Annotated in this window: 21 protein-coding genes; 12 read left to right on the top strand and 9 right to left on the bottom strand. The window is 70.7% G+C overall.

Features of this window, described 5'->3' with window-relative positions; translation table 11 throughout:
- Window position 1 precedes the first annotated feature (1 nt).
- Complete coding sequence (locus SCNRRL3882_RS14155; protein ID WP_010049080.1) at window positions 2-1,219, bottom strand: serpin family protein; 1,218 nt, start codon at window positions 1,217-1,219, stop codon at window positions 2-4.
- A gap of 92 nt (window positions 1,220-1,311) precedes the next feature.
- Here SCNRRL3882_RS14155 and SCNRRL3882_RS14150 point away from each other — a divergent pair, with 92 nt between their 5' ends.
- From SCNRRL3882_RS14150 to SCNRRL3882_RS14115, 8 genes are all read left to right on the top strand, one after another.
- Complete coding sequence (locus tag SCNRRL3882_RS14150) at window positions 1,312-2,469, top strand: DUF4190 domain-containing protein (protein ID WP_010049082.1); 1,158 nt, start codon at window positions 1,312-1,314, stop codon at window positions 2,467-2,469.
- Window positions 2,470-2,616: 147 nt separating this feature from the next.
- Entirely contained in the window at window positions 2,617-3,369 is a 753-nt protein-coding gene (locus tag SCNRRL3882_RS14145) for a GntR family transcriptional regulator (RefSeq protein ID WP_010049083.1), read from the top strand.
- Window positions 3,370-3,710: 341 nt separating this feature from the next.
- Window positions 3,711-3,905 carry an SPOR domain-containing protein gene (locus tag SCNRRL3882_RS14140; RefSeq protein ID WP_010049085.1) on the top strand — a complete coding sequence of 65 codons (195 nt, stop codon included), beginning with the start codon at window positions 3,711-3,713 and terminating at the stop codon, window positions 3,903-3,905.
- Between the two features lie 58 nt (window positions 3,906-3,963).
- Window positions 3,964-4,401: a (deoxy)nucleoside triphosphate pyrophosphohydrolase gene (locus tag SCNRRL3882_RS14135; protein WP_010049087.1), complete on the top strand. Its 438-nt coding sequence runs from the start codon at window positions 3,964-3,966 to the stop codon at window positions 4,399-4,401.
- 124 nt (window positions 4,402-4,525) lie between these two features.
- A complete protein-coding gene (locus SCNRRL3882_RS14130; protein ID WP_078603019.1) occupies window positions 4,526-4,969 on the top strand; it encodes an ATP-binding protein in 444 nt (147 codons plus the stop codon).
- A gap of 252 nt (window positions 4,970-5,221) precedes the next feature.
- The gene (locus SCNRRL3882_RS14125; RefSeq protein WP_010049090.1) at window positions 5,222-7,858 is read left to right on the top strand and encodes a SpoIIE family protein phosphatase; all 2,637 of its coding nucleotides are present in this window, start codon (window positions 5,222-5,224) and stop codon (window positions 7,856-7,858) included.
- 77 nt (window positions 7,859-7,935) lie between these two features.
- Window positions 7,936-8,547 carry a GNAT family N-acetyltransferase gene (locus SCNRRL3882_RS14120; protein WP_010049091.1) on the top strand — a complete coding sequence of 204 codons (612 nt, stop codon included), beginning with the start codon at window positions 7,936-7,938 and terminating at the stop codon, window positions 8,545-8,547.
- Entirely contained in the window at window positions 8,540-9,025 is a 486-nt protein-coding gene (locus tag SCNRRL3882_RS14115) for a hypothetical protein (RefSeq protein WP_010049093.1), read from the top strand. Before SCNRRL3882_RS14120 ends, SCNRRL3882_RS14115 begins: the two co-directional genes overlap by 8 nt.
- On the opposite strand, the gene SCNRRL3882_RS14110 is transcribed toward SCNRRL3882_RS14115, so the two are convergent.
- The 4 genes from SCNRRL3882_RS14110 to SCNRRL3882_RS14095 all read right to left on the bottom strand — a co-directional run bounded on the left by SCNRRL3882_RS14110 (window position 9,016) and on the right by SCNRRL3882_RS14095 (window position 14,765).
- A complete protein-coding gene (locus SCNRRL3882_RS14110; RefSeq protein WP_173937384.1) occupies window positions 9,016-9,567 on the bottom strand; it encodes a hypothetical protein in 552 nt (183 codons plus the stop codon). The genes SCNRRL3882_RS14115 and SCNRRL3882_RS14110 overlap by 10 nt on opposite strands.
- 247 nt (window positions 9,568-9,814) lie before the next feature.
- Entirely contained in the window at window positions 9,815-10,669 is an 855-nt protein-coding gene (locus SCNRRL3882_RS14105; RefSeq protein WP_010049095.1) for an immunity 49 family protein, read from the bottom strand.
- A gap of 305 nt (window positions 10,670-10,974) precedes the next feature.
- Window positions 10,975-11,766, bottom strand: coding sequence for an immunity 49 family protein (locus SCNRRL3882_RS14100; protein WP_010049097.1), 792 nt, complete (start codon window positions 11,764-11,766; stop codon window positions 10,975-10,977).
- Between the two features lie 71 nt (window positions 11,767-11,837).
- Window positions 11,838-14,765 carry a hypothetical protein gene (locus tag SCNRRL3882_RS14095; RefSeq protein ID WP_102514796.1) on the bottom strand — a complete coding sequence of 976 codons (2,928 nt, stop codon included), beginning with the start codon at window positions 14,763-14,765 and terminating at the stop codon, window positions 11,838-11,840.
- 204 nt (window positions 14,766-14,969) lie between these two features.
- Between SCNRRL3882_RS14095 and SCNRRL3882_RS14090 the strand changes: the two genes are divergently transcribed.
- Window positions 14,970-16,091, top strand: coding sequence for a glycoside hydrolase family 18 protein (locus SCNRRL3882_RS14090; RefSeq protein WP_010047863.1), 1,122 nt, complete (start codon window positions 14,970-14,972; stop codon window positions 16,089-16,091).
- Window positions 16,088-17,083 carry a phosphotransferase family protein gene (locus tag SCNRRL3882_RS14085; protein WP_010047861.1) on the top strand — a complete coding sequence of 332 codons (996 nt, stop codon included), beginning with the start codon at window positions 16,088-16,090 and terminating at the stop codon, window positions 17,081-17,083. Before SCNRRL3882_RS14090 ends, SCNRRL3882_RS14085 begins: the two co-directional genes overlap by 4 nt.
- Here SCNRRL3882_RS14085 and SCNRRL3882_RS14080 read toward each other — a convergent pair.
- The 4 genes from SCNRRL3882_RS14080 to SCNRRL3882_RS14065 are packed head-to-tail and all read right to left on the bottom strand — an operon-like array spanning window position 17,058 to window position 20,968.
- Entirely contained in the window at window positions 17,058-17,834 is a 777-nt protein-coding gene (locus tag SCNRRL3882_RS14080; RefSeq protein ID WP_010047856.1) for a succinate dehydrogenase/fumarate reductase iron-sulfur subunit, read from the bottom strand. The genes SCNRRL3882_RS14085 and SCNRRL3882_RS14080 overlap by 26 nt on opposite strands.
- A complete protein-coding gene (locus SCNRRL3882_RS14075) occupies window positions 17,831-19,771 on the bottom strand; it encodes a fumarate reductase/succinate dehydrogenase flavoprotein subunit (RefSeq protein ID WP_010047854.1) in 1,941 nt (646 codons plus the stop codon). Before SCNRRL3882_RS14075 ends, SCNRRL3882_RS14080 begins: the two co-directional genes overlap by 4 nt.
- A gap of 16 nt (window positions 19,772-19,787) precedes the next feature.
- Complete coding sequence (locus SCNRRL3882_RS14070; RefSeq protein WP_010047852.1) at window positions 19,788-20,624, bottom strand: hypothetical protein; 837 nt, start codon at window positions 20,622-20,624, stop codon at window positions 19,788-19,790.
- 53 nt (window positions 20,625-20,677) lie between these two features.
- Window positions 20,678-20,968, bottom strand: coding sequence for a hypothetical protein (locus SCNRRL3882_RS14065; RefSeq protein WP_010047850.1), 291 nt, complete (start codon window positions 20,966-20,968; stop codon window positions 20,678-20,680).
- A gap of 288 nt (window positions 20,969-21,256) precedes the next feature.
- Here SCNRRL3882_RS14065 and SCNRRL3882_RS14060 point away from each other — a divergent pair, with 288 nt between their 5' ends.
- A complete protein-coding gene (locus tag SCNRRL3882_RS14060; protein ID WP_010047849.1) occupies window positions 21,257-23,446 on the top strand; it encodes an ABC transporter family substrate-binding protein in 2,190 nt (729 codons plus the stop codon).
- A 98-nt stretch (window positions 23,447-23,544) separates the two neighbouring features.
- Complete coding sequence (locus SCNRRL3882_RS14055) at window positions 23,545-24,222, top strand: hypothetical protein (RefSeq protein WP_010047848.1); 678 nt, start codon at window positions 23,545-23,547, stop codon at window positions 24,220-24,222.
- The last annotated feature ends 112 nt before the right edge of the window (window positions 24,223-24,334 follow it).

The raw sequence follows: 24,334 nt of genomic DNA, 5'->3' as shown, positions 1-24,334 counted from the left end.
GTCAGTCTCCTGACGTGCCCGGTACGCAGACGTCCTCGTCCTCCGGGAAGGGCCTCGGGTCGGTGACCCAGCCCGCCGCGAGGACGAGGCTCGTCTCGCGGTGCACGGCGAGAAGGCCGAAGGGGCGGTCGATAACCGCCATCACCCTGACCGCCTCGTGCGGCGGCTCCTCCGGCGACCGGCCCTGGTAGATGGCACTCATCGTGGTCACCGCGGCCGCCTTGAAGCCCTCCGCGCTGAAGGTGGCCGTCATGACCTGCCGCGCGGAGCACAGGACGAGCGGCGCGGGGCTCACGCCCTGGAAGGGGAGGGGGCCCGGGGTGTCACCGGTCGCCGTGGTCAGGCCGAAGAGGGCGCTCGACGCCAGCAGGTCGTGCTCCGAGCGCAGGGTGAACTCCACGGTGAACAGGGTCAGGGACGGCGGCTCGGGAAGGTGGGTGCGCCGCTTGTGGACGGACAGGCCCGGACCGGCGGCACCCTCCGGGAGGCGGCTTCCCGGTACCGCGTCGAGCGTGCCCGCCAGCAGGTCCGTCCCGGCCGCCAGCACCTCTCCCGGCCCCATCTGCTCCGTGCCGAGCAACAGATGGACGTCGACTGCCCTGTCCCCGCGCACGACCACCCGCGTGACGGCTCCCGGGCCGGTCCGGGCCACCGAGACGCTGTCGATGTCCGGAACCTCCCGCACCAGCCCGGCAGAGCCGTAACGGCCCAGCCAGCCGCCGAAATCGCCCTTGAACGGCACCTCCCAGTCCGCCCGCAGCTCCAGCGCACTCGCCAGCACCAGAGACGTGTCCGGCCGCAGTGCCGCCGGCAGGCGTTCGATCAGCCCGCCCGTCCGCCGCGCGGCCCACGTGTCCAGGGCGCGTCCGTCCGCCTCCGGTTCGCCCGTGAGCACTCCGTGCGCCCCCACCGGAAGCCGCGCCGCCCATTCCTCCCGCAGCTCCACGGTCCGTTCGGTCCACAACCCCAGTGCGGATTCCAGGCCGTCCACCTCCGCCAGCACCGCGAGCAACTCCCGCCCGGCCGCGCCCGCCCGGTCCGCCGGCAGGCCGAGTGCCTCCGTCAGCTCCTCGCGCGCCCGGCCCGTCGCGCCGGCCGCGAGGAGGGCCAGCAGCGGCCAGACCCCGGCCGCCGAGAACACCGTGCTCTCGCGGATCCCCGATGCCCAGCGTGCCGTGAGGCGGTTCGCCGCCCGTACCGATGTCTCGATCGTCTGCATTCCGCCCCGTCACACGGCCGCTTACGATGCGCCCAGCGGTACGTTCCGCACGGCCGCTCTCTCCCACCACGCCAGCCAGGAGCACCGTACCCGTGTCGATACCCCCGCCCCCCGGGAACCAGCAGCCCCGGGACCCGTACGGCCCGCAGCCTGCCAACTGGCCCCAGGGAGCCCAGGGGCACAGCCCCTGTGGCCCCTACGGCCCCACCGGCCGCCCGTACGGCGCGCCGGTCTCCGTCAACGCGCTCGCCGTCGCCGCGCTCGTCCTCGGGGTGCTCTGTTTCCTGCCCGCCGCGGGACTCGTGCTGGGGCTGATCGCGCTGCGGCAGATCAGGCGGAACGGCCAGAGCGGCCGGGGGCTGGCGATCGCCGGGGCCGTGCTGTCGTCCGTCGGGGTGGCGCTGTGGGCGGTGACGCTGTCCACGGGTGTGCTGTCCGACGCCTGGGAGGGGTTCAAGGACGGTGCGCAGGGCAACGAGAGCCTGTTGCTGAAGAAGGGCGACTGCTTCGACGCGCCCGGCGGTCTGGAGGGCGACACCTACGACGTCGACCCGGTGTCCTGCGAGGGCGGGCACGACGGCGAGGTGTTCGCGGTCGTGACACTGCCGGGCGGCGCCTTCCCGGGCGACGCCGAGCTCACGGACATCGCCGACGAGCGGTGCTACGCGCTCCAGGACCAGTACGCCATGGACTCCTGGGCGATGCCGGCCGACGTCGACGTGTACTACCTCCTGCCGACCCGGGACAGCTGGCGTTACGGCGACCGCGCGGTCACCTGCGTCTTCGGCAACATCGACGCGAAGGACCAGCTGACCGGCTCCCTGCGCGGGGACCACACCATGCTCGACACCGACCAGGTCGTCTTCCTGTCCGCGGCCAACGCCGTCGACGCGGCGCTGTACGAGGAGCCCGAAAAGACCCCGGAGGACGATCTCGCCGGCCACCGGGCCTGGGCCACCCAGGTGCACGACGTGCTCGGCGAGCAGATCGGGGCACTGCGCGGGCACCCCTGGCCGTCCGCCGCCCGGCAGCCGGTCGCCCGCCTGGTGAAGGACCTGGAGGACGCCCGGGAGGAGTGGGCGAGGGCGAGCCAGGCGGACGACGCGGAGTCGTACTACGCGCACCACGACAAGGCCTACGAGTACGTCGACGGCCCGGCGACCGTCACCGCGCGCAAGGCGCTCGGGCTCGCGGCGACGCCGCCCTCCCCGGACGGGACCGAGGGCGGTGACTCCGAAGCCCAGGTGTGACGGCGGCTATAGCGGGGAGAAAGTGCCTGCGTAAAGCCCCCGGTGCCACCTTGTCATCACATCGAGTGATTCTCTGGCCTTTGCTTGCATGGCACAACCCACGGTTGCCACGCTGTTGCTGTCTGTACAACCTGATGGGAGCGGCCAGTGACATTCGGTGAGCAGCCGGCGTACCTGCGCGTCGCGGGTGATCTCCGCAAGAAGATCGTCGACGGTCAGCTGCCACCGCACACCCGCCTCCCCTCCCAGGCCAGAATCCGCCAGGAGTACGGCGTCTCGGACACCGTCGCGCTGGAGGCCCGCAAGGTGCTCATGGCGGAGGGCCTGGTCGAGGGCCGCTCCGGCTCGGGTACCTACGTGCGCGAGCGGCCCGTGCCCCGGCGCATCGCCCGCTCCGGATACCGCCCGACCGGCGGGGCCACGCCGTTCCGTCAGGAGCAGGCCGACGGCGAGGGGCGCGGCACCTGGGAGTCCAGCAGCGAGCAGTCCGAGGCCAGCGTCGCGGTCGCCGAGCGGCTGGGCATCGAACCGGGCGAGCGCGTGATGTGCACGAAGTACCTCTTCCGCGAGGGTGGCGAGGCGATGATGCTCTCCACTTCCTGGGAGCCGCTCGCCGTCACGGGCCGTACGCCGGTGATGCTGCCGGAGGAGGGGCCGCTCGGCGGCATGGGTGTCGTCGAGCGCATGCGCGCGATCGACGTGATCGTGGACAACGTCACCGAGGAGGTCGGCGCCCGCCCCGGCCTCGCCGAGGAGCTCCTCGTCCTCGGGGGCGTCCCCGGTCATGTCGTCCTGGTCATCCAGCGCACGTTCTACGCCTCCGGCCGCCCGGTCGAGACGGCCGACGTGGTCATCCCGGCCGATCGGTACCGGGTCGCCTACCACCTTCCGGTCAAGTAGCGAACGCTCACTTCAGCCACGCGGCGCGCTCCCCGCGCGCCCCGCTCACCCGATCACCGCGGAAGCCGTCCCCGGCCGGGGTGGTCCGTGCCGCTGAGCCGGCCCTGGTTCTCGCAGGTCGGTGACGGCGCATGCGGTATGCCTCCGACCGGGTGCGTCGAGGCGCGCGGACGGCGCGTTCGTTGCCGTGCGCCCCCTGTGTTCTGGCCGGTTGCGTACCTCTTCGTGAAAAGCCGTATTCGCTGCGTGAAGGTTAGGCGTAGGCTCGGGCATATGCGCATTGCGGTTTCCTTATCGGGTGGGGCACGGCACAGGCCGCGGGTGGGAAGTGGAGGGGCGCGATGAACGACAGCACGATCACTCTTCCCTGGCTCGTGATACGAGAGGACGACAACGGCAACCGCTACCGGGTGGGCCGGTACGCGACCCGGGCCGAGGCCCAGAGGATCGCGGACAGCCTCGACGACCGCGGTCACAAGCGGCTGTACTGGGTCGAGCGGCTGGGTCAGCACGGGCCGGGAGGGGCGCACGACTGACCTCTGGTGTGCCTGGGCTCCGGGCCGGTGTCCGGCCGCGCTCCCGTAGGCTCCCCGCATGAGTGAGCGGATCGTCGTCGTGGGCGCCGCGCTGGTCGACGACGGGCGGCTGCTGGCCGCCCGGCGCAGCGCGCCCGTCGAGTTGGCCGGGCGCTGGGAGCTGCCCGGCGGCAAGGTCGAGCCGGGCGAGACGGCCGACACGGCGCTCGTGCGGGAGCTGCGCGAGGAACTCGGCGTCGATGCCGAGGCCGGCGGGCGGGTCCCGGGGGAGTGGCCGCTGAAGTCGCCGTACGTGCTGCACGTGTGGACCGCGCGACTGCGGCCCGGCTCCGCCGCCCCCAAGCCCCTTGAGGACCACGACGAACTGCGCTGGCTCGGCCCCGACGAGATCTGGGACGTGGACTGGCTCGACCAGGACGTGCCCGCGGTACGGCAGACGCTCGCGCATCTGGGACCTCTCGGCGGCCCCCGTCGGGGAGAAGCGCCCGGCGCCTGAGGCCAACCGGGGGCGTGCGAGGCCCGAAGGCGTCCGTGCGGGCGCCCCGTACGCCTTTCGTGCCACCGTGCGCTCCGCCACGCGGTACTCCGCCCCTGATATCGGGTATGTGCCCATTAACCCCATGAAACCGGACATGGGTGGGCCCGATGCCGGGGAAGTGATCGGCGTGATCGACACCGAAGGTGACCGCGCCGAGTGGACCTTTCCCGCCGAGCCGGGCGCCGTGCGCACCGCCCGCCAGGCCGTCCGCGGGCAACTCCGCGGCTGGGGCCTCGACAGCCTCGCCGACCTCACGGCGTTGTTGGTCAGCGAGTTGGTCACCAACGCCCTGCGGCACGCCACGGGCCCCATAGGCGTCCGCCTGGTCCGTCCCTCCGAACTGAACGCCGTCCTCCTGGTGGAGGTCTCCGACCCGCTCCCGGACCCGCCCCGCGAGCGCGCCGCCAGGCCCGAGGACGAGAGCGGCCGGGGGCTGTACCTGGTGGCCTCCTCCTGTCGCCGCTGGGGCACCCGGTCCGGCGGCGTGGGCAAGACCGTGTGGTTCGAACTCGCCGTTCCGGAGTGAAAAATCGGTGTACGTCCGCCCCGCCGCTGTAGAGCGAATGGTTCAGGCCAGTGGCGGTTGCCGACGGACGGGATTCGACGACGTGTCCCCTGGTTAGAAGAGTGGAAGTGTTCTCACGGTCCGGTCCAAAAACCATCGGGACCGTGCTGTGATCGTGAACACCGTGTTGTGCGGCACCGTAGTGCTGGATACTGCGGGCAGCCGCCCCCGGTGACCGGTGCCGGACGCGGTGAGCTGGAGGGGACGGTTCGCGTGAGCGAGATACCAGCGAAGGCCACGGAGTCCGAGGACCCGTCGGAGGGCGCGAGGGCGATGGCCGCGGACGGCCTGGCTTCCGCGGTGGGAGGTGCGCTCGCGGCCGACGGGGTGCAGCCCGGGGACGCCATGTGGCAGAGCAGTCCCCCCGGATCCATCTACGACTACATCAAGGTCGCGTCCTTCTCCATCGGCCCCGACGGGCTCGTCGACCAGTGGAGCCTGCGCGCCGAGCACCTCTTCGGCATCCCCGCCGAACGCGCGGTCGGCATGGACCCCATCGAGACGTTCATCGACCCGCGCCTGCGCGAGCGGGGCATGCGCAAGATGGCCGAGATCCTCGACGGCCGCGAGTGGACCGGCGTGGTGCCCTTCCGGATGCCGAAGGGCACCGAGGGGGAGTGCGGGCAGGAGGGGCTCGCCGAGGTGTACGTCATGCCGACGCGCACCGAGGACGGCGAGAAGGCCGCCGTCTGCATCGTCGTCGACGTGCGCACGCTGCGCAGCATCGAGACCGACCTCGCCGCCTCGCAGGCCATTTTCAGTCAATCCCCGTTCGGTTTCCTGCTGATCGACTCCGACCTGCGGGTCCGCCGCGTCAACCAGCGGTTCGCGTCCATCTTCGGCGGCTCGCCCGACGACCACCGCGGCAAGGGAGTCCACGACTACCTGCAGCGCGGCGAGGCCGAGCGGGTCGCCGCCACGCTGCGCCGCGTGCTGGAAACCGGCAGCTCCATCACCGACATGCACGTCACGGGCTTCGTGCCGGGCTCCGACGAGCGCCGCCACTGGTCCGTCAACCTCTACCGCGTGCACAGCGGTTCGGGCCGGCCCATCGGGGTCGCCTGGCTCGGGATCGACATCACCGCCCGCCGCGCCGCCGCCCGCGAGGCCGCCGCCGCCCGCCGCAACCTCGCCCTGCTGAACGAGGCCGGCGCCCGCATCGGCAACTCCCTCGACCTGGAGACCACGGCCCGGCAGCTCCTCGACGTCGTCGTGCCCGGCTTCTGCGACCTGGCCACCGTCGACCTCTACCAGGGCCTGCTGGTCGGCGACGAAACCCCGCCCGGACTCGCCGACGGCAGCGGCGAGCTGCGCCGGGTGGCCTTCGCCAGTGCCGTCTCCGACGCGCCCTTCGCCGGCACCGGCGTGCCCGTCGCCGTCGGCGCCGTCCACCACTACCCGTTCAACTCGCCCTGCGCGGACGCCCTGCGCACGGCCCGCCCGCAGACCGTCCCCGGCGAGGACGGCGGGCTCGTGCAGTCCACGCTCGCCGTCCCGATGGTCGCCCACGACACCGTCGTCGGGCTCGTGCAGTTCGCCCGTACGAAGGGCAGCGAGCCGTTCGGCGACCGCGACCGGGACCTGGCCGTCGAACTCGCCGCCCGTGCCGCGGTCTGCATCGACAACGCCCGCCTCTACCGGCGCGAGCACGAACGCGCGTTGATACTGCAGCGGTCCCTGCTCCCGCCCGGCGACCCGGAGGCCTCGGGCCTCGACATCGCCTGCCGCTACCTGCCCGGCAACGCCAACACCGGCCGGCCCAGCGAGGTCGGCGGCGACTGGTTCGACGTCATAGAACTCCCCGGGCACCGCACCGCGCTGGTCGTCGGCGACGTCATGGGCCGTGGCCTGCGCGCGGCCGTCGCCATGGGTGAACTCCGCACGGCCGTGCGCACGCTGGCGCAGCTCGACCTGGAACCCGCCGAGGTGCTCTCCCAGTTGGACGAGATCGCCCGCGGCCTCGGTGCCCCCGGAGGCGTCCAGCAGGCGACCCGGGCGGCCCGCCGCCCCCGCGAGGCGGACCTGTCGGAGGTGTACCTCGCCACCTGTGTCTACGCCGTCTACGACTCCGTCACCCGGCGCTGCACCTTCGCCAACGCGGGCCATCTGCCGCCCGTCCTGGTCGAGCCGGGCGAGTCGGCCCTGATGCTCGACGTGCCGCCGGGCCTGCCGCTCGGCGTCGGCGGTGAGCCCTTCGAGGAAGTCGAGGTCGAACTGCCCGAAGGCGCCCTGCTCGCGCTCTACACGGATGGACTGGTCGAAAGCCGCGATCACCCCCTCGACGAGGGCCTCCAGGCGTTCGTCAGCACCCTCTCCGATCCCACCCAGCCCCTGGAGGACGTGTGCGACCACGTCCTCAACACCCTCGACACCCATCACGGCGAGGACGACATCGCGTTGCTGATGGCACGTGTACAGGGACTGCCCACCGAGTCCGTCGGCGACTGGACCCTGCCGCGCGAGCCGCGCAGCGTGGGCCGGGCCCGCGAGTACGCGCGCGCCCAGCTGCTCAGCTGGGACATGGAACCGCTGGTCGACACCACGGAGCTCCTGGTCAGCGAACTCGTCACCAACGCCCTGCGCTACGGCGAGGGCGAGATCCGTCTGCGTCTGCTGCTGGACCGCACCCTGGTCTGCGAGGTCTGGGACTCAGGCCTGGTCCAGCCCCGCCGCCGCCGGGCCCGCGACACCGACGAGGGCGGCCGGGGCCTCCAGCTGGTCGGCCTCCTGAGCGCCGCGTGGGGCTCCCGTCGCACGCCCAGGGGCAAGACGGTGTGGTTCGAACTGCCCCTGCCGGGTGGCGAAACGAGCCTGACGGACCCGGCGGAGGCGCTGCTGAGCCTGTTCTAGCCGGGTCTGTGAGCCGCAGTCGTCACGGCCGGGCTCGCCGGGCCTGCCGGGGCCGGCGGGCTCGTAGGCTCACCTCCATGCCCGACATCACGGCGACCCGACTGGCCACGGACCCCGCCGCCTCGACCCCCGTGCTCACGCTCCGCTCCTGGACCGCCGAGGACGCCGCCCGGCTCGTCGAACTGCACCGGGACCCCGCGCTGCGCCGCTGGCTCCGGACCCACCTGGACGACGAGGCGGACGCCGCGCGATGGCTGGCTGAACAGCGGCGGGCATGGGAGGCGGGGACCCGCTTCGCGTTCGCCGTCGAACAGCCCGGGGCGCCCGGACTCGAGGGCCCCTTGGTGGGACACGTGGTCCTCACCCGGCGCACCCCGGACGCCGCGACCGCCGAAATCGGTTACTGGACCGCCGCGCACGCCCGCGGCCTGGGGGTGGCACCACGCTCCCTGCGCGCACTGACCGAATGGGCCTTCCGCACCCTCGCCCCAGACGGCCTGACACGGCTGGAACTGCGGCACCAGGTGGACAACACGGCATCGTGCCGGGTCGCGGAGAAGAGCGGCTACCCGCTCTCCGGACTGCTCCCGGCAGCACCGCCCGCGTGGCCCCGGACCGGTCATCTCCATGCACGACAGGCGCCGTCCGCGTCCTGCCCCGAGCTTTCTGAACTCAGCTCTCATGAGTGACCTGTACGCCGTGGACCTGGCCCTCGACCTGTCGCCGACCGTGCCGGAGGCCGTACTCGCGCACCTCCGGCGGCACATGGAGGGAGACAGCGCGGACGACGGCAACGGCGAGGCGGAGTGGCCGGACTTCGTCCCCCTGCTCGCGGACCGGGGCCCGGCGTGGCGCATCGGGGGACTACTGACCGGCCAGCTCTTCCAGACCGCCGACCACTGGTCCCTGACGGCCCGCCAGGAGATCCACGCGGAGTGCCTCCCCGACCTGGTCGCACTGGTGGAGATGCTCGCCTTCAACGCGAAGACCGACGGGGTCATCGGCCAAGTGCGGTTCTACGAGGACGAGATCCCCGAACTCCTCATCAACAGGTCGGGGACGCTGGTCAAGATGCCGCTGCGGGAAGCGAACCCGAGCAGCATCCCGCTGGGATGCTGCCTTGTCTGCGACTCAACCCACGCGGGGTGCGGGACGTCTTACAGCTGATCGGTAAGATCTGGCCCTCGCCCGTCCATCACGACCGGCTCATCGACTCCGTATCCGGCAGCCCTGCCGAAGTTCGTCGGCTCACCGGGCTCAGGCGCAACTCCCAGCAGCGCCTCTAGTTCCCTCAGTGCAGCAGCGAGCCGTGGGGCATTCTGCCGGTGTACTTCCGGGTGAGGCTCCCCACGGAAGTCGAAAGGGCCCCAGATGTCGTGGAAGACGGAAACCTCGGCAGATAGACCGAGGTGTTCCGGAGAGACCGTCAATTCGACGAGTCGGTGTTCACGGCGCGGCGTACCTTGTGCATGAAAGACTTCTTCGGCGTCGATGGGTCCCGTGAGCTGCAATCGCGTCATCGCGGGGGCGCCGCCCGCCCCGGGGATGAACCATGGCCATTCCACGTGGTGTGGCTCCAGCAAGTCATGCTTGCGCAGCACGGCTGTCATTCTCGCGGCGGTCACCAGTGCCGAGCGCAGTCCGGGCGGAGCGTAGTCCTCCAGATCCCAGAACCAAGACGCGCATTCACGCGGTGCGCGCATGAGCATGGGCATTGACTAGTCCTTACGGGTATGTGGGGCCGTTGGCTGGGACAGTGATCGAGCCGTCCTCGAATCGCAGCACAAAGGTGGCCTCGGTCAGCTTTGCGCGGGAAGCGGCTTGGCGCCACGCCCTTGCAGCTCCGTTGCATGCTCCATCGCCATGTACACAGCCGGTGTCATGTCACTGTTCTTGCTGGCCTGCTTGCATTGGGATAGGAGGTCGTCATATCCAGGAAGCCCAGCCAAATTTCCGTCACTGATGTAGTCCGCGGTGTGGGCTCCCGCGGTAGTATTCGATCTCGCCGATCCATGCATACCCCAAAAGTGCCTTGGGCAGATACTTGGACTCGACTCCCACAGTGATGCCCTGGTCACGTGCGAGGCATGCCATGGCCAGTGGGCCGAGGGCGACGAGACCGTCGGCGCTGGTGGCGCGGTCCAGGTCAGCAGTCCAGTACGCCTTGTGCCACCGCAGGGCATCGGCCAGGGCCTTGTTGAACTCCGCAGGGTCGCGGCGGATGACGCGGTAGAGCAGAATCATTGGCGGATACAGGATCTTCGACATCAGATCCGCGTCGGCGTACCGCAGCGCTTCCGGGCCGGTGCCGTCGACTGCCGCAATCAGCTTGTCGCCCACGTCCGGGCGGCCCAGCCAGAAGCTCTGCAGCGCCTCCACCCAGGAATAGATGTACTCGTCGAACACCGCGCCGGACTCGCGCAGGAAGGAGATGGGCACCTCGGCCAGCCGGTGCAGGCGGTCATTGTCACGGCAGATCATCGCGAGGTAGAAGGCAGTGACCCACGTTCCTGCGTTCAGGTAGGACTCGGGGCCGGTCGCGGGGAGCGTCTGCTCCTGCTCCTTGATCCGGCATGTGATGCTGGCGCCCTCGGGGGCGGTTGCCGCGGCAAAGAGCGCGGACCCGGTCTGCATGGCCGTGACCCAAGCCTCCCAGATCTCGAACCTGACGGCCTGGGGGTCCACCGCACAGCGCTGCTGCGCCAGAGTGAGCGCCGTGCTCAGTGCCTGAGGGCGCAGGACGGGTGATTCAGCGAACTCGGCGAGGATCCAGTTTGTGGTCTCGCCGAGGGCGTCGAGAGTGTCCGGCACGTCGTCCGTTGGCTACTCGTGGCGGGGAACGGTCGTGACCACTGACGCTCTCCTCCAGTCGGACTTGTTGCTGATCAGGGAACGGGAGGGCCGCGCCCCTGGGGCAGTTGCACGGTGCCGTCGGGGAGCTGACCGTGCGCTCGGGCAGGGGGCCACATGCTTGGCGGAGCGAGGTGCCGATGTTGCCGACGCCCTTGAGCCTCCGTACTGGAGCTCCTGCGCCTGCACCCCGAGGGTGACGGCGCCGGCGACGAGGGCTCCACGGAGTTCGTTCCCCTGTCGGCGTGTCCGGCCACCCATCCAAATCAGGTGGGAAACTCACCACACCAGTTGCGGCTGATCAGTACGGCCGGCAGGTACTCGGACTCCACCTCGACGGGGAGGCCCGCGTCGTGGGCGAAGCAGGCCATGGCGAGCGGGGCCAGGGCGACGAGACCCGAGGCCTGGAAGGCGCGGTCCTCCTCGCTCCAGTACTGCTTGTGCAGTTCGAGTGCCCGGGCCAGCGCCTGGTTGAAGGTCTCGGGGTCCTTCCGGATGAAGCGGTGGAAGACCTCCATCGGCGGATACAGCAGCTTGCCCACCGTCTCCGGGTCCGCGACGGTCTCCGGCTCGGTGCCGTCGACCGCGGCGACGAGCTTCGGACCCAGGTCCGGGCCACCGCGCCAGTACGTCTGGAGGGTGTCGATCCAGGCGTAGTGATACTCCTCGAACTGCCCGCCGTTCTCCCGCAGAAGGGACAGCGGGACCTGGCACAGAGCGGTGATCCGGTCCCTCTCACGACAGATCACGGCCAGGTAGAACGCGGAAAGCCAGCTGCCGGGATTCACGTACCACTGCGGACCGGTGGCCTGCAGAGTGCGGTCCTCGTGTGCGATGCGGCACTGCACCTGGTCGTCCGTCGTGGTCGCCGCCGCGAAGACCGCGGAGCCGACCTGCATGGCCGTGACCCAGGCGTCCCACGAGGGGAACTCCGCCGCCCGGGGATCGATCAGGCAACGCGACTGAGCCAGGGTGAGCGTGACGCGCTGGGCGTCGCCCAGCCTCGTGGAGCGTTCCTCCAGCCCGTCGATCAGCTGCCGAGCGTTCTCCTGGAGCACAGCGAGACCCTCTTCCACGTTCCCCGTGGGCAACGGAGGGCGGGAAATGATCGACACCAACGCGTCTCTCCTTAGAAGATCTTGAAGTGCTTGAGCTCGGCCCCAGCATACGTACCCGTGTTTTCAGTGGCCTGGACGAGGACGTACCGCAAGGACTTGTTCTCGATCGCCGTCCGAATCTGCGAGGCGTACTTCGCATCGTTCGGCGAGAAGATCGCACGCTCTTCCATATCGGCCAAAATGGTGCGAACGTACTCGATGGTCCCCTGCTTCACCATCGTGCCGCTGTCCTGCAGCCCGTTGCCCTGGCGCCAGTCCAGCCTCGCGTTGGGGGCCTTGGCCTCCACGATGATGAGGTTGCCGTCCTTGTCCTGCCACAGCTGGTCGAATCTCTTCGAGCCGTTGGGAGTTTCGGGAAGATCAGTGATCTCCCTGGCTCCCTCGAACTCCTTCTGGGCGAGCATGTGCCGACGGGCCGCCTCCTCGCCGAGCGCTTCCCCGAGCTTGCTGTTGTTGGAAACGCCTTCACCGACGGTGCTCTTGAAGCGCTCCTGCGCTTCGAGAAGTGCTTTCGCCGTGTCATCGGTCGGGTCGGCCTTGTACGCCTTCTCGGCGTTCGTCAGCTCCGTGCCCGCCATGCGCCGGGCCGAGACGTCGTCGAGATGACTCAGATTCTCGTGCGGCACCGTATCCCGACCCCTTTCCATGGGAGTCAGGTGGAACCGCTCGGGGTTCGCGTACGGCATCGCATCGGCGGCCATCCAGCCGCCACCCGGCTTCTCGACCAGCTTGGGCAGCAGCTGACCGTCGACCATCTCCTCGGCATTGTTGCGCTTGCCGGGGCCCCACTTGTCGTAGTGCTCGGCGCGCCAGACCGGGTCCTCGTTGGCCAGTCGGACGTGTTCGCGGGCGATCGCAGCCCGCTCCTGGGGCGTGCGGTCGTCCGCGGGCTTCTCACGGGCCGCCTCGTACTCCGCGCGGTGCCGCGCCGCGTCGTCCGCGTGCTGAGCCGCCCCGCCGGCGGCGTCGTCCGCCCCACCCGTGATGTCGTCCGCTCCGCGGGCCGCGTCGTCCGCGCCCCGGCCCAGGTCGTCCAGGCCTCCGGGCAGGCCGCTGCCCGTCGCCGGCGGCTCGTGGTGACCGCCTCCCGGGCCGTCGCCGTGCGTGCCGTTCGTGCCCGGGCCGTCCGCGTGACCGGCGGTGGAGGGCGTCTCCGAGCGGCCGGCGCCCGTTGCCGGGGTGCCGTCGGTGCTGCCGTGGCGCCCGTTGCCCAGCTCGTTCGTGGGCATGTGGTCGCCCACACGGCCGCCCGGCGTGTGGCCCGCCGTGCCGCCGGGTAGGTGGTCGCCCACCGTGCCGCCGGGGAGGTCGCCTCCGGCGTGGACGGCCGGGGTGGCCCCGTCGTCGCCGGTTCGGCCGATGCCGCCGAGCCCATCGTCGAGGCTGTTGCCCAGGCGGATGTGCTGGCCGGCGCCTTCCGCGGTGTGGGCTCCCGCGGTGACCAGGGCCGGCTGCTGGGCGGGGGAGTCCACGCGGGGCGTGTCCGCACCGGAAGCAGGCGAGCCCGTGTCGGGCAAGTGGGGCTGGTCGACGACGTCGCCGGGGCCGTCGGCGGACTTCTGCAGGACGTTGCCGTGCTCGTCGAGGATGTTGCCGTCCGGGTCGTAGTAGCGGGCCGGGGCGCCGTCCTCGGTGGGGAGTTTCGTGGTGCCCTCGGGCAGGACCGGGGCGTCGTCGGGCAGCCGGACGTTGCCGTCGGGCAGTTTCGTCGCGCCGTCGGGGATCGCCGCGCCTTCGGGCAGGTGCACCGTGCCGTCGGGGAGCCTTACCGTGCCTTCGGGCAGCGTGACCGCGTTCTCGGGCAGGGCCGGGATGTCGATGTTTCCGACGCCCTTGAGGCCCTTGGTGATGTCGCCGATCTTCGACAGGCCGGCGCCCGCGCCCTTGGCGATGTAGGTCATCGGGTCGATGACCCGGCCGGCCTTGCCCGCCACGGACAGGGCCTTGGCGACCGCGCCCGCCTTGCCCGCACCCGAGGCGGCCGCACCGGCGCCGCCGGTGAAGACCGTGGTCAGCACGTTGAAGGTGACGGCTCCGGCCGCGCGGGCGGGGTTCTTGCCCCACTGGTCCCAGGCCACCAGCGCCTTGCCGGTCTCCTTCATCGCCGTGCGCGAGTCACGCAGCCAGGACGGCATGTCCTTGTCCGACGCCGTCCAGAACCACGTCTGCGCCCCGGGGATCGCCGTGATGGCCAGGCCGGTCGCCAGCTGCGCCAGACCCTTCCAGGCCTGCTTCATCGCATCCCAGCCGCCGAAGCCCACCAGCGTGCCCAGGCCCTTGATCGTGCCCCACACACCGTCGACGATCAGGCCGTCCCACACGAACGACTTCACCCAGTGGCCGACCTCGTACCAGTGGTGCTTCTCCTCCACCGGGTCGCCCCAGGGAAGCTTGGCGTTCTTCATGTCCTCGGCGTTGAAGCCGTACTGGTTCTTCTTGTCCGAACCGTCCCCGGCCACCATCTGCGTCCCGCCCCACAGAGCGGTGATCTTGTTGTGGCAGGTCCGCTCCGCCGCCCAGAACGCCGCGACCGTCGCGGTGATGTCGTCCCGCAGCTTGTTGTGCTCGTCGACCTTGTCCTCGTCGTACTCCCACTCGTCATCGTCCTTGACCGAGGAGACGAAGGCCGCCGCGTCCGTCTTCAGCTGCTTCAGCTTCGCCACCAGCGGACGGATTTCGGTGGCGTATGACGACAACGCGCCCGACACCTTCTCCAGGTCGTCGGCGAACGCGTCCGCCTTCTCCTTGACCGGCTTCGTCGTCGCGAACAACCGCTCCGCCTCCGGAGCGTGGTAGAACGCCGACAACCCCTGGAACCGCGAGTGGATGTCACCACCGGCATCCCGGACATGACCCGCGTCCTTCTTCAGATCCGCGTAGTCCGTCTCCAGCTGCTCCAGATTCCCGGTGAACTGCGGGATCTTCTCCGGCTGGATCACGCTTTCCCAACCCCCGTAAGCCTGTTGACGCCTGCTCCGGACCTAGCCCCTCCGAGCTTCAGTCAGTCAGATCATCATAGGAATAGTCACGGGGGTGGTCAGTGACCTAATACCGAACCCTCACACGCAACCGAACGTCCGTTCCGCTCGTCACCTCTGTCACCACCAGGGTGGAGCTGCACCACCGGTTCGAGGGGAGACGGCATGGACCGCACGGAGAGCGCAGCCCGGAACGGGAACGACCCTGCCGAGCCCCAACCTCAACCCCAACACCAACCCCAACTCGAGCCTCAGACCGACCCAGAACCCGGTGCCGCTCGCCCACGCCGCCGCCGCTGGCTCAAACGCGCAGCCTTAACCCTGCTCATCGCCCTCCTCCCCCTCCTCACCGTCGAAACCGCCCTCTACATCAACTACACCGGCGACCCCGCACAGGGCACCCGGACCCGCAACCGCGACGCGCTCTGGCTCGGTCACGCCTGGGTCGACGGCCGTAAGAAGGACGCCGACGTCACCGCCCTGGCCCGCCGCCTGCAAGGCACCGGTATCCGTGACCTGTACGTCCACTCCGGGCCGCTGGAACACGACGGCACGCTCCCGGAGTCGGTGTATCCGAGGGCGCGTTGGTTCATAGACGCCGTCCACGAGAAGCTCCCCGGCATCCGCGTCCAGGCCTTCCTCGGCGACGTCCTGGCGACCGAGAGCTCCGAGGGCATGCGCGTGGAGGACCCGAAGACACGTGCCGCCGTGCTCCGCTCCGCCCGCCAGATACTGGACACCGGCTACGAGGGCATCCACCTCGACCTGGAGCCCATGCCGTCCGGCAACAGCGCCTACCTCAGCCTGCTCGATTCCCTGCGCCGCGAGACCCGATCCCGGGACGCGCAACTCTCCGTCGCCGCCCACCAGATCGACCCGCTGCCGGCTCTGCACACCGTGTTCGGTGTCTTCACCGACCAGCCCAAGTGGTGGTCGCAGGAGTTCTTCGGCCAGGTCGCCCGCCGCGTCGACCAGATCGCCGTCATGTCGTACGACACCGCGCAGCCGCTGGAGGGCACCTACGGCGGCTACGTGGCCCAGCAGACCTCCCTCGCCCTGGAGGTCACCCCGCCCTCGACCGACCTGCTGATGGGCCTGCCCTTCTACTGGGAGAGCAACTTCGACCACTGGGGTCACGCCGAGACGGTGCCCGCCGCCGTCCGGGGCGTCCGCCTGGGCCTGTCCCGCACGGACGCCGACCGGGCCCGCTTCGGCGTCGCGCTGTACATCGACTTCGCGGCAACCGACGCGGACTGGCGTGCGTACGAGGAAGACTGGGTGCGGTGACCAGGACCCGGCGGACACTCACCCGCACCGACCTCGCCCCCCTGACCCGCGCCGCGCTCGGCCCGGCCCGCAGCCTGTCCGGTGTGGAACGCCTGCGCGGCGGTACCAAGAAGGGCGTCTACCGACTGACCCTCGACGACGACTCCACGGCCATCGCCTACATCTGGTCGGCCGACGAGGACTACTGGGACCAGCCGGACCCCGACCCCCGGGACGTCTTCTCCCACGGCACCGGCCTCGGCCTGTTCACGGCGGCCCACGACCGCCTGGCCGCCGCCGGCGTCCGCACCCCCCGCCTCCGGTACGCGGACGGCACGCACACGCACCTCCCGGCCGACGCGGCCGTCGTCGAGGACATGACCGGCGGCAGTCTGGAGGACGCCCTCGACCGGGACCCGCAGGCGGCGCCGGAGGCCCTGGAGCGGCTGGCGGAGCTGCTCGCCACCCTGCACGCCCACACCGGCCCCCGCTTCGGGAAGGTCGCCGTCGTCGACGGCGGCGGCTCCTCCCACGGCGTCTCCTGCGAACAGCGCGTCACCGACGGCGCCCTGCGCTGCCTCGCGGAAGCGGCCCGGCGCGAGCCCCGTGCCGCCGCCGTACGCCGGGAACTGGAGGACATGATCCACGCCCTGGCCGCCGAGGTCCGCCCGCGCGACCGCCAGACCCTCATCCACGGCGAACTCGGCCCGGACCACGTCCTGCTCACGTCCGACGGGCAGCCGGCCCTCATCGATATCGAGGGCCTGATGTACTTCGACGTGGAGCACGAGCACGTCTTCCTCAGGCTCCGCTTCGGCCCCCACTACGACGCCCTGCGCGCCCCGGGCCTGGACGAGGCGCGCCTGCGGCTCTACCGCCTGTCGATGCACCTCAGCCTGGTCTCGGGGCCGCTGACCCTCATCGAGGGCGACTTCCCGCACCCGGAGCGGATGCGGGAGATCGCCGAGCACAACCTCCAGCAGGCGCTCAGCCTGCTGAGGAGCGCCGCCTGATCTTCGAGCCCAGCCACACCAGCGGGTCGTACTTGCGGTCGATCGCCCGTTCCTTCAGGGGGATCAGCGCGTTGTCCGTGATCTTGATGCCCTCCGGGCAGACCTCCGTGCAGCACTTGGTGATGTTGCAGTAGCCCAGGCCGTGTTCGTCCTGGGCGGTGGTCTTTCGGTCCAGGCCGGATTCCGCAGCCGCGTCCAGCGGGTGCATGTCCAGCTCCGCCACCCGCATCAGGAAACGCGGCCCCGCGAACGCCTGTTTGTTCTCCTCGTGATCACGGACCACATGGCAGGTGTCCTGGCACAGGAAGCACTCGATGCACTTGCGGAACTCCTGCGAGCGGTCCACGTCCTCCTGCATCATCCGGTACTCGCCGGGACCGAGGTCCGGTGGCGGCACGAAGGCCGGGACCTCCCTGGCCTTGGCGTAGTTGAAGCCGACGTCCGTGACCAGGTCGCGGATCACCGGGAACGCGCGCAGGGGCGTGACCGTGATGGTCTCCTCGCGGTCGAAGACCGACATGCGCGTCATGCACATCAGCCGGGGCCGGCCGTTGATCTCCGCCGAGCAGGAACCGCACTTGCCCGCCTTGCAGTTCCAGCGCACGGCGAGATCGGGCGCCTGGGTGGCCTGGAGGCGGTGGATGATGTCGAGCACCACCTCACCGTCGTTCACCTCGACCTTGAAGTCCTCCAGGCCGCCGCCGCCCACGTCCCCGCGCCACACCTTGAAGTGGGCCGTATAGCCGCTCATTCGTAGAGCTCCTCTTCGGCGAGGTACTTGACCAGCTCCTCCTTGTCGAACAGGGCGAGCAGGTCGGCACGGACGGGTTCGGTGGTCTCGCGGGTGAGGGTGATCTGGCCGCGGACCGGGTCCGTCGCCGCCAGCCCGCCCGTCGGGTCGGTGAGCGCGCACAGCAGGTTGATCCGGCGCCACTTGCGGTCCATCCCCGGATGGTCCTCGCGGGTGTGCCCGCCGCGCGACTCGGTGCGCTCCAGCGCGGCCCGGGCCACGCACTCGCTGACCAGCAGCATGTTCCTGAGGTCCAGGGCGAGGTGCCAGCCCGGGTTGAACTGCCGGTGCCCCTCCACCCCGGCCCGGCGCGCCCGGGCCCGCAGCTCGGCCAGCTTCTCCAGGGCCTGCTTCATCTCCGGCTCACGGCGGATGATGCCGACCAGGTCGTTCATCGTCTGCTGGAGTTCCTGGTGCAGGGTGTACGGGTTCTCCGGCGGACCGCCCTTCGGCTCCTCGGTCTCCGCCTCGGCGGAGAACGGCCGCAGGGCCTCGGCGGCGGCGGAGTCGATCTGGTCGTCGTCCACGACGGGCCGCGCCCCGGCCAGCTCCGCCGCGTACTCGGCCGCGTGCCAGCCCGCCCGGCGCCCGAACACCAGCAGGTCGGACAGCGAGTTGCCGCCGAGCCGGTTGGAGCCGTGCATACCGCCGGCCACCTCACCCGCCGCGAACAGGCCCGGCACCCCGCGGGCCGCCGCCGTGTCGGACTCGACCGCGACCCCGCCCATCACGTAGTGACAGGTGGGCCCGACCTCCATCGCCTCGGCCGTGATGTCGACGTCGGCCAGCTCCTTGAACTGGTGGTACATCGACGGCAGCCGCCGTTTGATGACCTCGGCGGGCATCCGGGTCGACACGTCGAGGAACACGCCCCCGTGCGGCGAGCCGCGCCCCTCCTTCACCTCGGCGTTGATCGCCCGCGCGACCTCGTCGCGGGGGAGCAGCTCGGGGGGACGCCGGTTGTGGTCCGGGTCGTCGTACCAGCGGTCGGCCTCGGCCTCGGTCTCGGCGTACTTGTCCTTGAAGACGTCGGGGATGTAGTCGAACATGAACCGCTTGCCGTCGGAGTTGCGCAGCACGCCGCCGTCACCGCGCACCGACTCGGTGACGAGGATGCCCTTCACCGACGGCGGCCAGACCATGCCCGTCGGGTGGAACTGCACGAACTCCATGTTCAGCAGGGGAGCACCCGCCAGGAGGGCCAGCGCGTGGCCGTCGCCGGTGTACTCCCACGAGTTCGACGTCACCTTGAAGGACTTGCCGATGCCGCCCGTGGCGATCACCACGGAGGGCGCCTCCAGGACGAAGAAACGGCCCGACTCGCGCTCGTAGGCGAAGACGCCCGAGACACGATCGTCCTCTTTCAGCACCCGCGTGACCGTGCACTCCTGGAAGACCTTCAGCCGGGACTCGTAGTCGCCGGTCTCCTTGAAGTCCTCCTGCTGGAGCGCGACGATCTTCTGCTGCAGGGTGCGGATCAGCTCCAGGCCCGTGCGATCGCCGACGTGCGCGAGGCGCGGGTACTCGTGGCCGCCGAAGTTGCGCTGGGAGATCCGGCCGTCCTTGGTCCGGTCGAACAGCGCCCCCCAGGTCTCCAGCTCCCACACCCGCTGCGGCGCCTCCTGCGCGTGCAGTTCGGCCATCCGCCACTGGTTGAGGAACTTGCCGCCGCGCATGGTGTCGCGGAAGTGGACCCGCCAGTTGTCGTTCTCATTGGCGTTGGCCATCGCCGCCGCGATGCCGCCCTCGGCCATCACCGTGTGCGCCTTGCCGAACAGCGACTTGCAGATCACTGCCGTACGGGCGCCCCGCTCGCGGGCCTCGATGGCGGCGCGCAGGCCCGCGCCGCCCGCTCCCACCACGACGACGTCCCACTCCTGACGGTCGACCACGGACATCAGAACGCACCCCTCATCAGAAGAACCGCGGATCGTCGAAGGCCCCGGACGCGACCAGGTAGACGTAGAAGTCGGCGAGCGCCACGGTCACCAGCGACGCCCAGGCGAGTTGCATGTGCCGGGCGTTGAGCCGGCCCGCCCACTGCCACATCCGGTAGCGCACGGGATGCTTGGAGAAGTGCTTGAGCTTGCCGCCGACGATGTGCCGGCACGAGTGGCAGGAGATCGTGTACGCCCAGATCAGCACGATGTTGACCAGGAACACGAGCGTGCCGAGGCCCATGTGGCCCCACTCGTAGTGCTCGTCGCGGAAGGCGAGCACGGTGTCGTAGGTGAGGATCCCGGCGACCAGGAGCGCGGCGTAGAAGAAGTACCGGTGGATGTTCTGGAGCACCAGCGGGAAGCGGGTCTCACCCGTGTACTTCTTGTGCGGCTCGGCCACCGCGCAGGCCGGCGGGGAGGCCCAGAAGCCGCGGTAGTAGGCCTTGCGGTAGTAGTAGCAGGTCAGACGGAAGCCGAGCGGGAAGATCAGGATGATGATCGCGGGCGAGATGCCCCACCAGCTGCCGAAGATCTCCCAGTTCGGTCCGGCCCTCATCGGCTCGCAGCGCTCCGCCAGGCACGGCGAGTAGAAGGGCGAGACGTACGGCGCCGCGTAGTAGTCGGCGTCGGCGAAGGCCCGCCACGTCGAGTAGACGACGAAGGCCAGCAGGCCGGCGACCGTGCCGGCCGGGGCCAGCCACCAGCGGTCGGTGCGCAGGTGCGGGGCGTCGATCGCGGCGCGCGTACCCGCCCGTACGCCGCCGCTTCGGGGATGGGGTTCTGTGGCGGGAGGTTCCGTACCAGTGGCCACGTGACGACTCCGGTCGGTTCGGGGGAGGTGCCGGTCGCTCGACGCCCTCCGGGTCAGGGAGCGCGCCGGTCCCGGGCGCCGAGCCCCTCGTCGTCCGAGTCGACCCACAGCGAGGGGTCGTACGGCGCGTCCGAGATGGTGACGAGGTCCGGGCGCTTCGGTGCGGCCGGTGTGGCGGCGACGTCGCGCAGCAGGGCGACGCTCTCGCGCAGGTGGTTGGCGTCGGCACGGACGCGGCGCATCTCCAGGCCGCCGGTGCCGAGCTGCTTCTCCAGGCGTCCCAACGACCGGAACAGCTCGTCGAGACTGCGTTGGACTGACGTCAGTTCGTCGTGAACGGACATGACTTGCCCTCACTTCCGCGGGTCCTTCGAGGCCCAAGGCGGCAACGTTCATGCGCCTGCGAGTGTTGCGCGTCACACCTTGTGCTGTGAAGGGATGTGCATCGATTGGCCGAGGCGTGTGGGTGCACCGTGCGGTGCGTTGGGCCGCACGGGTGGCTTCCCGTCCGTGACCGCCGTGTCGCCCTGTGTTGCCGAACCCTTTCCTCTTCAGTGGCCGCATACATCAGATGAACTCCAAATACCGCCAAAAGTGATCATAACGCCCGCGGCTTCCCGGAGGTAGCACAGATGTCCCCCCAGCACGGCGTCGGCCCGCGTGCGATCACGCGTTCGGTCGCCTTCCTCACCGCGGGTGTGCTCGCGGTGCCCGCGCTCACCGGATGCGGCTCCGAGGACCCGGCGGGCAAGCCGCTCGCCGCACCGGACATCCAGCCCGCGGGCCGCGACCGGATCGCCGACGGCGGCACCCTGCGCTGGGCCGTGGACTCCGTGCCCGACACCCTGAACACCTTCCAGTCGGACGCCGACGCCACCACCGCCCGCGTCGCCCAGGCGGTCCTGCCGTCGATGTTCCGGATGAACGCCAGTGGCCGTCCCGAGCGCAACCCCGCCTACCTGGAGTCCGCGAAGGTCGTCGAGACCGAGCCCAAACAGGTCGTCCTGTACAAGCTGAACCAGCAGGCCGTCTGGAGCGACGGCCGGGAGATCGGCGCCGCCGACTTCGCCGCCCAGTGGCGCGCCCTGTCCGGCAAGGACACCGCCTACTGGACCGCCCGCAACGCGGGCTACGACCGCATCCAGAAGATCGAGCGCGGAGACAACGCCCTGGAGGTCAGGGTCACCTTCAGCCGCCCCTACGCCGACTGGCGCTCCCTGTTCTCGCCGCTGTACCCGAAGGACGTCATGGGCACCCCGGACTCCTTCAACGACGGGGCGCGCAAGAAGCTCAAGGTCACCGCCGGCCCCTTCACGGTGAAGAAGGTCGACCGCGGGGAAGACGAGATCACCCTCGCCCGCAATCCGCGCTGGTGGGACGAGCCCGCCAAGCTCTCCGAGATCGTGCTGCGCACCGTGCCGCGCGACAAGCGGGCCGCCGAGCTGGCCGCCGGCACCCTCGACGTGGCCGAGATCGACCCCACCGCCGCCCGCCGCATCACGCTCGCCGCCCGCCCGCAGAGTTCCAGCAGCCCGCTGATGGGCCCCGGCGCCGACCGGTCCGCCGCGGACGCCCTGCACTCCTGGGCCGTCGCCAACGGCACCGACGAGGACGCCGCCGACGAGGAGACCGTCGCCCGCAAGAAGCTGCGCAAGGCGTCCGCCAAGTACGCCCGGCAGCAGCAGGCCCTGCGCGGCTTCGAGGTGCGCAAATCCCTGGAGCCGGCCTTCACCCAGCTCGCCCTGAACGGCGCCGAGGGCCCGCTCGCCGACGAGCGCGTCCGCAGGGCCGTCGCCCGTGCCCTCGACCGCAAGGAACTCGCCGAGGCGGTCCTGAAGCCCCTGGGCCTGCCCGCCGTCCCGGTCGGCAGCCACCTGGCCCTGTCCGGCCAGGCCCACTACGCCGACAACAGCGGCGCCCTCGGCGGCCAGGACACCAAGGAGGCCCTGGCCCTGCTCGCGGACGCCGGGTGGGTGAGCGGCGGCCCCGTCAAGGAGCAGAAGAAGAAGGAGGAGAAGGCGGCCGGCGCCGAGGGCGAGAAGGCCTCCGGCTCCTCCGAGGACGAGTCGGACGACGACACGTACATCGTCGGCGAGGACAACAAGGCGTACGGCAAGCAGGACCCGGCCGACCACCTCGCCCAGGACGGCAAGCAGTACAAGCACCCGAACCAGGGCGGCGCCCCCGGCGCGTACGCCCCCGAGGGCACCGCCGCCCCCGCGAACCGCGAGGCCGCCCCGCTCGCCAAGAACGGCAAGCCCCTCACTCTCCGCTTCGTGCTCCCCTCCGGGCCCGGCTCCCAGACGCTGCGCACCGTCGCCGACCGCATCTCGCGCATGCTGGAGCGCGTCGGCATCGGCACGGACATCTCCAAGGTGTCCGACGACTCCTACTTCAAGGACCACATCGCCTCCGGCCAGTACGACCTCGCCCTCTACTCCTGGCCGGCCACCGCCTTCCCCGCCACCGACGCCCGCCCCGTCTACGCCAAGCCGGTCCCGGCCGCCGACGGTTCCCTGAACGTCGAGCAGAACTACACCCGCGTCGGCACCGACCAGGTCGACCAGCTCTTCGACGAGGCCGTGTCCACCCTCGACGAGGGCGAGTCCCGCTCCCTGATCCGCAAGGCCGACTCCCGCATCTGGGCGGCGGCCGGCTCCATCCCCCTCTTCCAGCGCCCCCAGCTCATCGCGGCCCGCAAGAACCTCGTGAACACCGGCGCCTTCGGCTTCGGCACCCCGGCCTACGAGGACATGGGCTTCCTGAAGAAGGGCGCGAAGCCGGCGTCCGGCCCGTCGGCGAAGGGGTCATCCGCTCCGTAGCTCCTTTGCCGTTCCCGCCCGGCGCCCGCACCATGAACCCAGCAGTGATCATGGTGCGGGCGCCGGGCGTTCGTGCACGGGGGAAGAGGAGCCGGCGAATGCGCGGCACGGTACGGCGGGCCCACGCGGCCGGGCTGGTCATCGGCGTGCTGATGACAGGGCTGACGGCGTGCACGGGTGACGGCGGGGCCGCCCAGGACCACAAGGCCGGCAGGCCCACCGCAGCGGCCTGCGCCAACGGCACCTTCGGCTGGTCCCACGTCACCACGCGCGACCGGCTGACCGGGATCTCCGACCCGGAGCGGCTCGGGGCGGGCGGGGGCGCACGGCGCAACCCGATGCGGCGGGTGTACACCCCGAGCCCCTCGGTACGCGCCGAAAACGGACCGGCCCCGTCCGCCGCGGAGATCCTCTTCTCGCTCGGCAGGAAGACCGGCGAGATCGACTCCGACGCCCCCGCATTGGCGGAGGCGGGCGGGGACACCTGGGCCTTCACCGACGTCCGGCAACCGGCCCCGAGACTCGACGACGACCGCATCTCGCCCCGCGCGGCGGGCGAGTTCTACCGGTACGCCGGTGTGCGGGAGGTGTCGGCGGACTTCCGCTACACCTGCCCGGACGGCAGGACCGTCTCCGGCCGGGCCCGGAACTGGACGGTCGATCTCGCCGGCGTGGCCGACTGCGACGAGCGCCCGGACTCGGCTCTGGCACGGGAGGCCGCCCAGCACGCTTGCGGACAGGCCAGGTCTGGCACTCCCAGCCCGTCCGGCGCTTGAGGACGAGGCCCGTTCAGGGCCGAAGCGGGGCTCTGGGGGTGGCAGCCCCCAGCAGGCCCCGGCACCGACGCCGAGCACCACACAGCAAGACCCTGACCTGCACCGACGTATC

The sequence above is a fragment of the Streptomyces chartreusis NRRL 3882 genome (assembly GCF_900236475.1).
GTDB lineage: Bacteria > Actinomycetota > Actinomycetes > Streptomycetales > Streptomycetaceae > Streptomyces > Streptomyces chartreusis_D.
This window is presented reverse-complemented; position numbering and strand designations above follow the sequence as displayed.